The organism is Photobacterium sp. WH24 (assembly GCF_019204055.1).
Classification (GTDB): Bacteria; Pseudomonadota; Gammaproteobacteria; order Enterobacterales; family Vibrionaceae; genus Photobacterium; species Photobacterium arenosum.
The window spans coordinates 109,462-125,284 of the sequence record NZ_JAGSOZ010000002.1; the positions used below are offsets into that span (position 1 = coordinate 109,462).

The window sequence follows — 15,823 nt, forward strand, 5'->3', positions numbered from 1 at the left end:
CGCCATACAAAAAAGCGTCGCTATTGCGACGCTTTTTTAATGGTTTGCTATCCGCCTGTTCAGCTCTCTTTATTGGCTAACCAGGTTTTCAGCACCTTCAAATCGGCCTGATAACTCGTTTTAATTTCATCAACCCAGTCTTCGATGTTTTCCCACCAGGCCGGCAATTCAGGCGACTGTGCTTTCTGGGCCACCTGCTGAATACGCTTCAGGCCAATAGAACCCGCGGCTCCCTTGATCTTGTGCGCTTCAAACTTAATGCCGTCCTTGTCTTTCGCCGTCATATTCGAATCAAGAATCGCCAGATATTCAGGCATCATTTTTTCGAACATATCCAGTGAATCATACACAGGCTGAGCACCGACAATATCCACATAGGAGTCCAGCATCTCCAAATCCAACAGTTTGCTCAGCGTATCCTCGCTCAGACTGTTCTCGTCAGCTATCACAGGCTCCTGGCCCTCCGTCTGGCTGGCACCCTGCTGTATCAAAGTCTGAATCACAGTGTTAATCGCCTTAACGCTGAGCGGCTTACTGATGGCATCATCCATGCCCTGATCCAGATATTCGTGTTTGTCTTTAATGACATTGGCCGTCAGCGCCACCAGTGGCGGCAACTGGCGATAGCGCGCACGCAGGACTTTGGCGATTTCAAAACCTGTCATATCCGGTAATTGAATATCCAGCAGCACCAAATCGTACTGAGCCGGTGTAAACACCTCCAGTGCCTCATCCCCTCGCATCGCCACAGTGACCTGATGCCCCAGGCCCTCCAGCAATGCCTTGGCAACTGTGATATTCAGCTCTATGTCTTCCACCATGAAAATGCGCAGTGAATGCTGTGCCAATTCGGGCAGCTCTTCATCCTCGACAATCTGCTCAAGCACAGGGACACAGATAGTGACAGTGAACGTACTGCCTTCCCCGACTTCGGAGCTGACTTCAATATCCCCGCCCATCATGTTCACCAGCTGGCGCGATACCGCCAGGCCAATACCGGTGCCGACGGCATGCAGATTATCCTGACCCTGTTTCACCTGATAGTACATAGCGAAGACTTTATCCAGCTCAGACTCAGGAATGCCGATCCCGCTGTCTTCGATCTCAAAAATGATTTCCGCCTGCTGATTGTCCAGCAGTTCGCTGCTCACAGACAGAATAACCCCGCCTTCCTTGGTGAACTTGGTCGCGTTGCTGATCAGATTCCACAGCACCTGACGCAGCCGCGTGCCGTCGACCTGAATATAGGGTGGTAAATCAGTCAGTTGTTCCAGATCGAATCGCAGACCCTTCTGCTCGGCCATCAGGCCGGAAATATTGCCCATCTCTTCGATAAAAGCATCGAAGTCCAGCGGTGTTGGCAACAACTCCAGACGACGGCGATCCGACTTATCCATGTCGATAATGTCATTGAAGATATTGCCCAGGGTAATGGCGCTGACATAGATAGTACGCATGTAGCCGCGCTGCTGCTCATTGAGCGGGCCTTCCAGCAGCATTCGGCTCAGTCCCACGATCCCGTTCAGCGGTGTCCGTAATTCATGGCTGATGGTCGAGATAAAGGCGGTTTTATCACGGCTGGCTTTCTCCTGGGCTTCCTGATATTGCTTGCGCTCGGTAATGTCGCGGCCAAATCCCATCAGGCCAAGCCGGCGGCCATCACGGCTGTAAAAAGGCACTTTACGCAATTCAAATATAGCTTTGCGACCGTCAGGGTATTCCAGCCACTGTTCGTAGGTCAGCGAGATATTTTGCGTGAAAACCTGCTGATCAGTTTCCACTATTTTGACCGCCACCTCTTCACTGTACACATCCCAGGGAGTCAGTCCGACCAGCTCCTGTTCCGTTCTGCCGGTCAATTCGGCCATCGCCCGGTTACAGCCAGAAAATTCATTCTTTTCGTTACGGTAATAAATGAGATCCGGCGACGCATCAAGAAAGGACTTCAGCAAGGCACTTTGCTCTGCCAGTTCGAGCTGGGCGCTCTCACGCTGTGCCACCTCATTCTCCAAGTCCTGCATCGCAATCCGGCGCTCTTCTTCAGCCTTAACCCGCACTTCGATCTGCTGATTCAGCTCAGTAATGTTATCTTTCAGCTGCTTGTTCAGGGTCAGATCCCGTGAGCGCATTTCTTCCAGTTTGGTCACCAGCTTGGACAACCGCTGGCGGGAATCTTCAAGCTGATCCACCACCACAGACAGAAAATAAACCGCCCAGGGGGTGATCAACAAACCAAAAAAAACAGAGCGGACAATATCTATGTCCAATACTTCACCCTGCAGTGCCAGTGTGACCCCCACCTGTACCACCACAGCCAATGCCACCAGTGCTAACGCCAACAGCAGGCTGAAGCGCACTATGCCAAGCTTCACCAACAGGTCGACATAGAACTGTGCCAACATTTTTATTTGTTTCATTGTGATTCCTGCTACAACAAAATGCTGCCCTCAGGCAGCATTAAAACTCATCTGATTCGGCCATCAGGCGGGTAGTATTCCGCCCGTCTGCTTTTGCTTTGTAAAGCGCTTTGTCTGCCATTGCAATCAACTCGCCATAATCCTGATTTGGCATAGGTGTCATGGTGGCCACACCTAAGCTGACAGTCAGCATGTCACTGATGCCTGAAAAGCCATGAGGGATGGCTTTCTCAGCCAGTTTATTATGGATTTTACCTGCCACTGTTTGCCCACCCGCCAAAGGCGTATTCGGCAGCAGAAAGGCAAACTCCTCGCCGCCATAACGGGCGACTTCATCCGTTTCCCGGCGGATCACGCTATCGAACACCTGGGCCACTTCCTGCAATGCGTGATCGCCTTGCTGGTGACCGTAATTATCGTTGTAAGCTTTAAAACTGTCGATATCACAAAGAATTAATGTCAGAGGCTGTTGCTCGCGCATATGGCTGTGCCAGAGCTTGCGCAGTTGTTCATCGAAGCTGCGGCGATTGGCCACTTTTGTCAGGCTGTCGACAAAACTGAGCTCCTGCAATTCCATGATGGCGTCGGCCAGCTGCTGCTCAGCCTGCTTACGCTCTGTCACGTCCCTGGCTATCAGCAACACGCCGGCTGAGCCGTCGGTCGGATCGCGATACGGGGATTTCACAATTTCATACCAGACCGGCTCACCGGTTTCGAGAATGACATAGGCATCCGTCTTCACGGTCAGGCCGTCTCTCAGCACTTTAATGTCAGTCTGATAGAACTCCTGCAGCATCTCAGGATCAATCACATTGCGGGCTGTCTTACCGATCAACTCTTTGGCACTGAACCCCAGCACTTTGGCAAAAGGTTCATTACAGCCAACATAGACGCCGTGCTCATTATACAAACCGATAGGATCCTGACTGGCATTGAGGATGGAGTTGAGCAGGGTGTTACGCTGAGCCAGGATCTGCTCCGTGACTTCCCGCTTCTCTATTTCCTGCTTGAGGCTTTCTTGCATCTCGTGCCAGTCGGTCACGTCATGGCTGATACTCAGCGTGCCAATGATCAGACCGTCTTCGTCTGTCATCACGGTTTTATTGGTTTCCAGCAACCGGCTGGCACCATCGGGTGCCGTGGTCCAGGTATGAATCACAGGCGTTTCGCCGATGCCGGTCGGATCGCCCTGTATCAGTCCCTCTTCCCGACGGCCGCGCCAGAAACGATCGAAGGCGGTATTGGTGCCTATGATATTACCGGCCTTATCCTGAAAATATACCAACTCTGACAGTGAGTTCAGGACGCGCTGGAAAACTCGCTGTTCTATCTGGACGTAAGGGTTAGCCTGACTGGTTGGCGCGACAAAAAACAGCAACCAGGCTGATTGCCAGCGATAGCTGAGCAACTGGCCGGAAATCAGCACCCTGATGGTCGAATTGCCGAGTTGCAGTGTTTCTTCTACGTTTTCGAACCCGGTACCTGGCTGTAAGGGGCGCAGCACATCCGCCATCATCCGCGCGCCAATACCTTCCGGATAGTAAAAGCGGCTCTCCACTTTACTGACCCCCAAGAGCTCTCGGCAGCTGGCATTGGCATAAAACAGCTCACCATCTTTACTGCGGACAATGGCCGCTGCAATGGGAAGCCGGGAAATAGTGGCATGGAGACGCCGAAAGGCCAGACTGCCCAAATGATGCACTATCCAGGCCGCCAGTGAAGTCAAAACAGCCACCAACAGAAATGTCATACCAATGACTGACATATTCAGCCCTTCTTCAGCTTCCCCCCATACCGGTAAAGCGGTACAGGCAACGATAGCAAACGCCATCATGTTCACTTTCTGCATGCTGTTTCTTCTCCCCGCAGTCTTCCCTGGCGGTTCCGTGTAGGCCATCTTGGCTCTGCAATACTCAACCGCCAATTTAACACAGTTGCAAGAAGCTGCTGCATGTCGCGGATTTTTAATATGCCAAAAAGTGATGTTTGACACTCCTGAGCGTCAAGGATTCGACACTAATTACATTCATCAGGACAGAGTAATCTGCTAGTCCGTAATCTAAATCACACCCCATCATGCCAAAAACACAATCTGAAATAAAATAACCACAAATACAACTGAAACTTTCCCATCAAAAAATCTCCTCCCTTTACACCAATGAGTAACAATTCATCAACATAGGGGTATCATGAATTTTTAGTCATAATTTTAACTAGAACGGCCAGGGTTTTAGCTCGCACTACAACTAAAGTCGGATTTAGTGATAGTAATTCAGCCAACAGATCTGTAATATATTTTCATTGTGTGCATTATATAACCAGATTGCCATCCGTCAGGATGGCTTTCATGTCTTTAGCGTGCTGGCTTAGCCCGTACGTCTGAGACTGGCTGCCTCCCTTCAGATAAGGCAGCCCTCCTGCGGCCAGTAACGGGCAAGATGCCCGCCTGACCAAGACATGCAGGTATATATAAAAATAAATAGGGAACCGCAGACGGAGGAACCGTCTGCTCTACACTGGAAGGATGTAGTTATGACAGATCAAGTGTTGAATGGTCAGGGGCTTTATGTCCCTGAAATGGAGCATGATGCCTGCGGTATCGGCTTTGTTGCCCATCTCAAGAACCGTAAATCCCACCAGGTTATCACTCAGGCACTGGACATGCTGGCTCGTATGGAGCACAGGGGCGGCCAGGGTTGCGACCCCTGCAGTGGTGACGGTGCCGGTATTCTGCTGCAAAAACCCCATGAATTTCTATTGCAGGAATGTCAGAAAATTGGCCTGACACTGCCTGCCTTTGAGCAGTATGGCGTCGGTGTCATCCTGTTTCCGAAAGACGAAGACAAACGTGAACAGTGCCGCGACATTCTGGCCCGCAACGCCCAGCGACTGGGCCTGAGCGTACTTGGCTACCGAGTGCTGCCTACAGATAACAGCATGATTGGTGCCGATCCCCTCAGCACTGAGCCGCAATTTGAACACGCTTTTGTCACCGGCGGCAGCGATATGCCGCAGGAAGAACTGGAGCGTAAGCTGTATGTCCTGCGTAACTACACGGTTCGAGTCTGTCTGGAAAGCGTGACCAATATTGGTGACGATTTCTACATTAACGCCTTCTCCAGCAAAACATTGGTATACAAAGGCCAGCTCACGACAGAGCAGGTGCCGCAGTATTTTCTCGATCTGCAAAACCCGGCCATGGTCAGTGCTCTGGCGCTGGTCCACTCGCGTTTTTCCACCAACACCTTCCCGAGATGGCGTCTGGCGCAGCCTTTCCGTTACATCGCCCATAACGGTGAAATCAACACAGTGCGCGGCAACCTGAACTGGATGAAAGCCCGCGAGGCTCTGTTGCAGTCTGATCTGTTCAGCGAAGAAGAGCTGAACATGCTGCTGCCTATCTGCCAGGAAGGAGCGTCGGACTCGGCCAACTTTGATATGGCCCTGGAATTGCTGGTGCTGTCTGGCCGTAGCCTGCCCCATGCACTGATGATGCTGATCCCGGAAGCCTGGCAGGAAAATCCGGCCATGGATCCCAAACGCCGTGCGTTTTACCAGTATCACGCCAACCTGATGGAGCCCTGGGATGGCCCGGCATCTGTCTGCTTCACTGACGGCGTACAAGTGGGTGCCACCCTGGACCGTAATGGTCTGCGTCCGTCTCGCTATACAGTAACCAAAGATGATTTCCTGGTTATGGCCTCCGAATCCGGCGTGGTGGATATCGCCCCTGAAAATGTCCATTTCCGTGGCCGTTTACAGCCCGGCCGTATCTTTGTTGCGGATCTGGAGCAAGGCCGCATCGTCTCCGATGATGAAGTCAAAGACAGCATTGCCTCAGCCAAACCTTATGAAGACTGGGTGAAAAACAACCTGCTTCATCTCAGCGATCTGCCTGACGCCGATTACAGCCATAGCCAGCCTGAAGCCGAGAAGCTACTGCATCAACAGCAGGCTTTTGGCATCAGCAATGAAGAAGTCAATGAGATCATCCTGCCAATGGCCGGCGACGGCAAAGAGCCTCTGGGCTCGATGGGGGCGGACTGGCCGCTGGCGATTCTGTCACACCAGTCGCAGCATCTGTCTCATTACTTCAAGCAGCTGTTTGCTCAGGTGACCAACCCACCGATCGACCCGATCCGTGAACGTATGGTAATGTCACTCAACACCTATCTGGGTGAAGATCAGAACCTGTTGAGTGAAGGTCCGTCGCACTGCCAGAAACTGGAGCTCAACTCACCGGTACTGAGCGATGCCGAGCTGGAAAAGCTGCGCGCCATCGACAAGCCCCACCTGCAGGCCAAAACCCTGGATATCGTGTTTAAGGCCAGTGATGAAGCGGGCAAGCTGGAACAAGCACTGAACCATCTGTGCCAGCACGCCGAAGATGCGGTCAATGACAGCTACTCCATCCTGATCCTCAGTGACCGTGCAGTGAACTCACAGCATGCCCATATTCCGGCCATGCTGGCTGTCGGTGCGGTACACCATCATTTGATCCGCAAAGGGCTGCGTGCCAAGTGCGATCTGGTAGTTGAAACGGCCGACGCCCGCGAAACACACCATTTCGCCACCCTGATCGGCTACGGTGCCAATGCGGTCAACCCGTACATAGTGACAGAAACCATAGTTTCGCTGCAGCAACGTAACAAGCTGGCTAAAGACACCAGTGTCGATAAATACTTCAACAATTTCCGCAAAGCCGTTAACGGCGGCCTGTTGAAGATTTTCTCCAAAATGGGGATCTCGACCCTGCAGTCCTACCACGGTGCCCAAATTTTTGAAGCACTGGGGATCAGCAAAGCCGTGGTCGACAAATATTTCACCGGTACCGTCTCGCGTATTCAGGGGCTGACCCTGGACGACATTGCCAAAGAAGTGCTGATCCGCCACCGCCTCGGTTACCCGCTGCGTGATATCCCATTGCAAATGCTGGATGTCGGTGGTGTTTATCAGTGGAAACAGCGTGGTGAAAAGCACCTGTTTAACCCGACCACAATTTCTCTGCTGCAGCAATCCACCCGCGGCAAAGACTACAGTCAGTTCAAGCAATACTGCCACGCTGTAGACAGTCAGGGCGACCATGCCGCCACTCTGCGCAGTCAGCTCCAGTTTGCTGTTGATACCAGCCGCAGCATCCCGCTGGATGAAGTAGAACCGGCCGAAAATATCCTCAAGCGCTTTGCCACAGGTGCAATGAGCTTCGGTTCTATCTCGCATGAAGCACACTCCACACTGGCTGTCGCCATGAACCGTATCGGCGCCAAGTCGAACTCAGGCGAAGGCGGTGAAGACCCGGCCCGTTTCGAGAAAAAAGAAAACGGCGACTGGGAACGCTCTGCCATCAAGCAGGTCGCGTCTGGCCGCTTCGGGGTGACATCGTATTACCTGACCAATGCCGATGAGCTGCAAATTAAAATGGCACAGGGTGCCAAGCCAGGTGAAGGGGGTCAGTTGCCGGGTGACAAAGTGGACGACTGGATCGGTGCGACTCGTCACTCCACCCCAGGTGTCGGCCTGATTTCGCCGCCGCCACACCACGATATTTACTCTATTGAGGATCTGGCGCAGCTGATTTATGACCTGAAAAACGCCAACCGCAAGAGCCGTGTCAACGTCAAACTGGTTTCTGAAGCCGGTGTCGGCACCATAGCTTCAGGTGTCGCCAAAGCCAAAGCCGACGTGGTACTGATCGCCGGTTTCGACGGCGGTACAGGCGCCTCTCCGATTTCCTCGATTCGCCATACAGGCCTGCCGTGGGAGCTGGGTCTGGCAGAAACACACCAGACACTGCTGAAAAACGGCCTGCGTAACCGTATCGTGGTGCAAAGTGACGGTCAGATGAAAACCCCGCGTGATCTGGCTGTCGCCACCCTGCTGGGTGCCGAAGAATGGGGTGTTGCCACCGCCGCTCTGGTGGTGGAAGGCTGTATCATGATGCGTAAGTGTCATAAAAACACCTGTCCTGTGGGCATCGCAACACAAAACAAGACCCTGCGTGAACGTTTCGACGGCCGCGTCGAAGATGTTGTCACCTTCTTCCAGTACATGGCTGAAGGCTTGCGTGAAATCATGGCTGAGCTGGGTTTCCGTACCATAGATGAGATGGTCGGCCAGTCACAGCGCCTGAAAATCCGCGACAATATTGGCCACTGGAAATACAAAAATCTGGATCTCAGCCCTGTGCTGCACATTGAACCGGCCCGTGAGGCCGACGGTGTATACAACCAGTGCAGCCAGAACCACCATCTGGATGCCGTGCTTGACCGCCAGCTGATTGCTGCGGCTCAGCCTGCGCTGGAGCGCGGTGAAGCAGTCAATGCTGAGTTCCCGATCACCAACATAGATCGCAGCGTCGGCACTATGCTGTCGAACGAGATCTCCAAAGTCTACCAAGACCAGGGCCTGCCGCAACCTATGCAGGTTAAATTCAAAGGTTCAGCCGGCCAGAGTCTGGGGGCTTTCCTGGCGAAAGGCGTGCGCTTTGACGTTGAAGGTGATGCCAACGACTATTGGGGCAAAGGCCTGTCGGGCGGTCAGCTGGTGCTCTACCCAGATGCCAAGTCTGATCTGATTGCCGAAGACAATATCATAGTCGGCAACGTGTGCTTCTACGGCGCCACATCGGGCGAGTCTTTCATCCGAGGTAAAGCCGGTGAGCGTTTCTGTGTCCGTAACTCAGGTGCCCGTGTGGTAGTTGAAGGTGTGGGTGACCACGGCTGCGAATACATGACAGGCGGCGTAGCGATTATTCTCGGTCAGACCGGTCGTAACTTCGCAGCAGGTATGAGCGGCGGTGTCGCCTATGTCTGGGATCAGTTCAGCGACTTTGCAAGCAAACTCAACCCTGAACTGGTCGACCTGGATCCACTGGACAGCGAAGACATTGCTCTGCTGAAAGACATGGTGAGCCGTCACCAGCAACTGACCGGCAGTTCGGTGGCTGAAACCTTCCTCAGCAATCTGGAGGAAAACCTCAAGCACATCGTCAAAGTGATGCCACGCGACTACAAAGCCGTGCTGCAAAAACGTAAAGCAGCGGCAGAAGCACAGAACAAGGAAGCACTGGAGGTGAGCCATGGGTAAGGCAACCGGATTTCTCGAGCACGGCCGTGAACTGCCGTCAAAAATTGCCCCTGAAGTGCGTATTCAGGACAACAAAGAATTCGTTCTGAATGACGAGTTCGGCAGCAAAATTGGCACACAGGCCTCACGTTGCATGGATTGCGGCGTGCCTTTCTGTCACAACGGCTGCCCAATCGGCAACATCATTCCTGAGTTTAACGATGCGGTGTACCGGGACAGCTGGGAAGAAGCCTGGCATATCCTGAGCTCAACCAATAATTTCCCGGAATTCACAGGGCGTGTATGCCCTGCTCCGTGTGAGAGCTCATGCGTACTGGGGATCAACCAAGATCCCATCACCATCTGCAACATAGAGAAGACAATCGTTGAAACCGCATACCGTGAAGGCTACGCAAAGCCAAAAACCCCGCGCAGCCGCACAGGCAAAAGCGTGGCGATTATCGGCTCCGGCCCGTCAGGCCTGGCAGCCGCGGAGCAGCTTAACAGCGCCGGCCACACAGTCACAGTGTACGAACGCGATGAGAAAATAGGCGGCCTGTTGCGCTTTGGTATTCCTGATTTCAAACTCAGCATGAGCGTGATTGACCGTAAACTCGATATGATGGCACAGGCTGGTATCAAGTTTGTGGTCAATGCTCACATAGGTGTGGATATTGATGCGCGTGAACTGCGTAAACAGCACGATGTAGTACTGCTGACCGGCGGTTCCACTGTGCCTCGTAACCTGCCGATCCCGGGCCGTGAACTGCAAGGCGTCCATTTTGCCATGGAGTTCCTGGGTCAGAACAACCGCCGCGCCAATGGCATGGATCTGAAAACAGCAGAGATTCATGCTGCCGGCAAGCACGTGGTGGTGATTGGCGGCGGTGATACTGGCTCTGACTGTGTCGGTACTTCTAACCGCCACGGTGCAGCCAGCATCACTCAGGTCGAAATCATGCCGATGCCGCCAGAAAAGCGCCCGGTGAACCAACCTTGGCCTGCGTATCCGATGATCATGCGCACCTCCACCTCTCATGAAGAAGGCTGTGAGCGCCACTGGAATATCCTGACCAAAGAATTCATCGGCAATGAAGACGGTCAGGTCACAGCACTGCGCATTGCGGACATCAGCTGGAACGAAGCCAAACCCGGTGAACGCCCAGGCTTTGAAGAAGTACCGGGATCCGAGCGAATCATTCCGTGTGATCTGGCCTTTTTAGCCATGGGTTTCCTGCATCCGGAACCTCAGGGTGTGCTGGCCCAGCTTAATATTGGACTCGATGATCGCGGCAATGTCGCAACCCAGGGATTTGCAACAAACCAGCCAGGCGTGTTTGCTGCGGGTGATATGCGAACCGGGCAGTCACTTGTCGTACGATGCATCAATGAAGGCCGTGAATGTGCCCGCGAAATTGACGCTTACCTGATGGGTGATTCTAAGTTAGAAGCGAAAGACCATTCACTTATGCTATCAGAATCCTGATCAATCTGGATTTTATACTAAAATTTAAAGCCAGCTCCCAGGAGCTGGCTTTTTTATTTAAAACTAATCAGTGTTTTATCCTTTTTAACACTGACTTTGCCTGCAAATGAAAATCAGTTCGTTTTACCGCAAAAAAGTCTCATTTCTGACACCTTCAATTGTAAACAAAATATTTCAAAAAAATAATAAATCACTATAAATCATACAGATAAATAGTTGACTTTGAATAATCCAGAATTTATGACCAGAATTAAAGAAAATTTGACCTTTTTGTAATTTGCCGTTAGTTTGAAAGTCCGCTGGACGCGAGAGTGACAATCAGGGAGATTGTCATAATTATGCAGTAACCCTGCTCAATGGAGCAGGCGCAAGGGAGAGTTGCAATGACACTGTATGACCCAAAGCTGGAAAAAGATAACTGTGGTTTCGGTCTGATCGCCCATACAGAAGGCGAAGCCAGCCACAAGTTGGTCCGTACCGCAATATCGGCCTTGGATCGTATGACACACCGAGGCGGCATCGCTGCTGATGGCAAGACCGGTGATGGCTGCGGCCTGTTAATGAAAAAGCCGGACAGCTTTTATCAGCTGGTTGCTAAAGAGCTTGGCTGGGCACTGGCCCGTGAGTACGCCGTTGGTATGCTGTTTCTTAGTCAGGATCCTGTCCTGGCTGAAAAAGCCCGCACGATCATCCAGGAAGAATTGAGCAAAGAAACCCTGTCTATTGCCGGCTGGCGCGATGTACCGATCAACCCGCAAGTGCTGGGGCCTATCGCAAAAGCCTCCCTGCCAGCTATCGCTCAGGTATTTATCAATGCGCCTGCTGGCTGGAAGCCAAGGGATGTGGATCGCCGCCTTTATATTGCCCGTCGCCGTATTGAGCAACGCATTCAGGACGATCCTGATTTCTATATCTGTAGCCTGTCGACTCAGGTCACTGTCTACAAAGGCCTGTGTATGCCCGCCGATCTGCCTAAGTTTTATAAAGACTTAGGTGACTTACGTCTGGAATCCTCTATCTGTTTGTTCCACCAGCGTTTCTCGACAAATACACAACCCCGCTGGCCACTGGCTCAGCCGTTCCGTTACCTGGCCCATAATGGTGAAATCAACACCATAGCCGGTAACCGTCAGTGGGCCCGGGCACGGGCGTATAAGTTCGCCTCCCCGCTGCTGCCTGATCTGGCAACAGCCGCGCCCTTTGTTAACGAAACCGGTTCCGACTCCTCCAGCCTTGATAATATGCTGGAGCTGTTCCTGGCCGGTGGCATGGACTTGTTCCGTGCCATGCGCATGCTGGTGCCGCCGGCATGGCAAAACCACCCGGATATGGATCCGAAACTGCGCGCCTTCTACGACTTTAACTCCATGCACATGGAGCCGTGGGACGGCCCGGCCGGTATCGTTATGTCTGACGGTCGCTATGCCGCCTGTAACCTCGACCGTAACGGCCTGCGCCCTGCGCGTTTTGTCATCACCAAAGACAAACTGATCACCCTGGCTTCAGAAGTAGGTATCTGGGATTACGCGCCGGACGAAGTGGCACAAAAAGGCCGGGTCGGCCCTGGCGAACTGCTGGTCATTGATACCAAACTTGGCAAAATCTGGCATTCCGCCGACATTGATAACGATCTGATGGAACGCCACCCTTATAAAGAGTGGCTTGATACCCATGTTCGCCGCCTGGTACCGTTTGAAGAGATGGGTGATGATCAGGTCGGCAGCCGGGAAATGTCGCCGGAAGAGCTGAACACTTACCAGAAACTCTTTGCGGTGAACCGTGAAGAGCTTGATCAGGTCATGCGGGTGATCGGTGAAAACGGTCAGGAAGCCACCGGCTCTATGGGTGATGATGCCCCTATGGCCGTGCTGTCTTCCAAAGAACGTCTGGTGACTGACTATTTCCGTCAGATGTTCGCACAGGTCACGAACCCGCCGATCGATCCGTTACGTGAAAAACACGTGATGTCGCTGGCCACCTGTATCGGCCGTGAAATGAACGTGTTTAACGAAACCGACGGCCATGCCCACCGTGTGGCGTTCAAGTCACCTATCCTGCTGTACTCTGACATGGTGCAGCTGTTGGGTCTGGATAACCAGCATTACCGTAACAGCATTATCGACATTAACTTCGATCCGAACGAGAAAGATCTGAAGCAGGCCCTGGTCGATCTTTGTGATCAGGTAGAACGCCTGGTCCGTGGCGGGACTGTGCTTGTCGTGCTGTCTGACCGTGGTATCAGTGCCGACAAGCTGCCGATCCCGGCTGCGATGGCCGTGGGTGCAGTGCAGGCACGTCTGGTGACCGCCAACCTGCGTTGTGATGCCAACATCATAGTGGAAACCGCCACTGCCCGTGACCCGCACCAGTTCGCTGTATTGCTGGGTTTTGGCGCTACGGCTGTTTATCCGTATCTGGCTTACGAGTCGCTGGCACAGCAGATTGACAGCGGTGCTATCAATAAGCCCTACCGCGACGTGATGCTGAACTTCCGTAATGGTATCGACAAAGGTTTGTATAAGATCATGTCGAAGATGGGGATTTCCACAGTCGCCTCTTATCGTTGCTCGCAGCTATTTGAAGCAGTCGGTCTGCATTCGGATGTGGTGGCATTGTGCTTCAAGGGTGTATCAAGCCGTATTGAAGGCGCTAACTTTGATGATTTCCAGCAAGACTTGTTCAACCTGTCGCGTAAAGCGTTTGTCAAGCGCAAGCAAATCGATCACGGTGGCTTGCTGAAATTTGTCCATGGTGGCGAATTCCACGCTTACAACCCGGATGTTGTCACTACGCTGCAAAAAGCCGTTAAATCCGGTGAATACCAGGATTATCTCGCCTTTGCCAAAGTGGTGAACGAACGTCCGGCAGCAACGCTGCGTGACTTGCTGAAACTGAAAGAATCGGCCAACCCGATTGACGTCGCCAACGTAGAAGCTGCTACCGAGCTGTACAAACGCTTCGACTCAGCCGCCATGTCTATCGGTGCTCTGAGCCCGGAAGCCCATGAAGCCCTGGCAATTGCCATGAACCGTCTCGGTGGTTTCTCCAACTCAGGTGAAGGGGGCGAGGATCCTCGTCGCTTCGGCACCGAGCGCAATTCCCGAATCAAACAGGTCGCATCCGGCCGCTTCGGCGTTACTCCTCACTATCTGGTCAATGCTGATGTGCTGCAAATAAAAGTGGCGCAAGGAGCAAAACCCGGTGAAGGCGGCCAGTTGCCCGGCCATAAAGTCACCACTGAAATCGCCAAACTGCGTTATGCGGTACCGGGTGTAACCCTGATTTCACCACCACCGCACCATGATATTTATTCGATTGAGGATCTGGCGCAGCTGATTTTCGATCTCAAACAAGTCAATCCGAAAGCTCTGGTCTCGGTCAAGCTGGTATCAGAACCCGGCGTCGGCACTATCGCTACCGGTGTGGCTAAGGCCTATGCCGATCTGATCACCGTCTCAGGCTATGACGGCGGTACAGGTGCCAGCCCGCTGACCTCGGTGAAATACGCTGGCAGCCCGTGGGAGCTGGGCCTGGCGGAAACGCAGCAGGCACTGGTGGCCAATGGCCTGCGTCATAAGATCCGCCTGCAGGTGGATGGTGGTCTGAAAACCGGACTGGACGTGGTGAAAGCCGCTATTCTGGGTGCAGAAAGCTTTGGCTTCGGGACCGCGCCTATGGTGGCTCTGGGTTGTAAATACCTGCGTATCTGTCACCTCAACAACTGTGCAACCGGTGTAGCGACTCAGGATGACACCCTGCGCCGCGATTTCTTCAAGGGCTTGCCTGAGCAGGTCATGAACTACTTTGTCGGCCTGGGTGAAGAAGTACGAACCCTGCTGGCAAAACTGGGCGTTGAAAAACTGACCGACCTGATCGGACGCACCGATCTGCTGGAAATGGTCAACGGCTTTACCGCCAAGCAAAGCAAGCTGGATCTCAACGGCCTGCTGCATGCGCCTACGCCAGCTGAGGGCAAAACCCTGTACTGCAGTGAGCCGAACACACCGTTTGATACCGGTGTACTGAACCAGAAACTGGTCGACGAAGCACTGCCCGCCGTGGAAGCACAGAGTGGCGCCGATATCTATCTGGATATCCGCAACACAGACCGCTCCTTCGGTGCCCGCCTGTCGGGTGAAATTGCGCTGCGCTACGGCAATCAGGGCATGGCGGCAAACCCCATCAATGTGCATCTGTCGGGTACGGCAGGACAGTCATTCGGCGTATGGAATGCCGGTGGCCTGAACCTGTATCTGACCGGTGATGCCAACGACTATGTCGGCAAAGGCATGACAGGTGGTGTGATTACGATCCGGCCACCTGTCGGGTCAGCATTCAAGTCCCATGAATCCACCATCATAGGTAACACCTGCCTGTACGGCGCTACCGGCGGTAAGCTGTTTGCAGCCGGTTGTGCCGGTGAGCGCTTTGCGGTTCGTAACTCTGGCACTATTGCCGTCGTCGAAGGCGCCGGTGACAATGCCTGCGAATATATGACAGGCGGCATCGTGGCGATTCTTGGCCACACAGGCGTCAACTTTGGCGCAGGTATGACAGGCGGCTTTGCCTACATTCTGGATGAAGTCGGCGATTTCGCCGGCCGGGTGAACCCTGAATTGATCGAAGCTCTGCCACTGCAGGAGTTAACGATTCATCAGGAACACCTGCGCGGTCTGATCGACCGCCACCTGGAAGAAACCGGCTCAAGCCGTGCACAGGAAATTCTGGCCAACTTTGATCAGTGGATCCCGAAATTCTTCCTGGCTAAACCGAAGTCGGCAGACGTGAACACTCTGCTGGGTCACCAAAGCCGTTCAGCTGCTGAACTCCGCGTTCAGGCACAATAAGGGAGGGA

5 protein-coding genes are annotated in these 15,823 nt (G+C 53.2%); 3 read left to right on the plus strand and 2 right to left on the minus strand.

Features of this window, described 5'->3' with window-relative positions:
* Positions 1-59: 59 nt before the first annotated feature.
* On the minus strand, positions 60-2,417 hold the full coding sequence (gene arcB / locus KCG43_RS03840) for an aerobic respiration two-component sensor histidine kinase ArcB (RefSeq protein ID WP_218383421.1): 2,358 nt from the start codon (positions 2,415-2,417) through the stop codon (positions 60-62).
* A 40-nt stretch (positions 2,418-2,457) separates the two neighbouring features.
* On the minus strand, positions 2,458-4,266 hold the full coding sequence (locus KCG43_RS03845; protein ID WP_218383424.1) for a diguanylate cyclase domain-containing protein: 1,809 nt from the start codon (positions 4,264-4,266) through the stop codon (positions 2,458-2,460).
* A gap of 683 nt (positions 4,267-4,949) precedes the next feature.
* On the opposite strand from KCG43_RS03845, the gene gltB (KCG43_RS03850) reads away from it, so the two are divergent.
* From gltB (KCG43_RS03850) to gltB (KCG43_RS03860), 3 genes are all read left to right on the plus strand, one after another.
* The gene (gene gltB, locus KCG43_RS03850; RefSeq protein WP_218383427.1) at positions 4,950-9,503 is read left to right on the plus strand and encodes a glutamate synthase large subunit; all 4,554 of its coding nucleotides are present in this window, start codon (positions 4,950-4,952) and stop codon (positions 9,501-9,503) included.
* Positions 9,496-10,968, plus strand: coding sequence for a glutamate synthase subunit beta (locus KCG43_RS03855; RefSeq protein WP_218383428.1), 1,473 nt, complete (start codon positions 9,496-9,498; stop codon positions 10,966-10,968). The genes gltB (KCG43_RS03850) and KCG43_RS03855 overlap by 8 nt, the downstream gene beginning before the upstream one ends.
* A gap of 383 nt (positions 10,969-11,351) precedes the next feature.
* A complete protein-coding gene (gene gltB / locus KCG43_RS03860; RefSeq protein ID WP_218383430.1) occupies positions 11,352-15,815 on the plus strand; it encodes a glutamate synthase large subunit in 4,464 nt (1,487 codons plus the stop codon).
* The last annotated feature ends 8 nt before the right edge of the window (positions 15,816-15,823 follow it).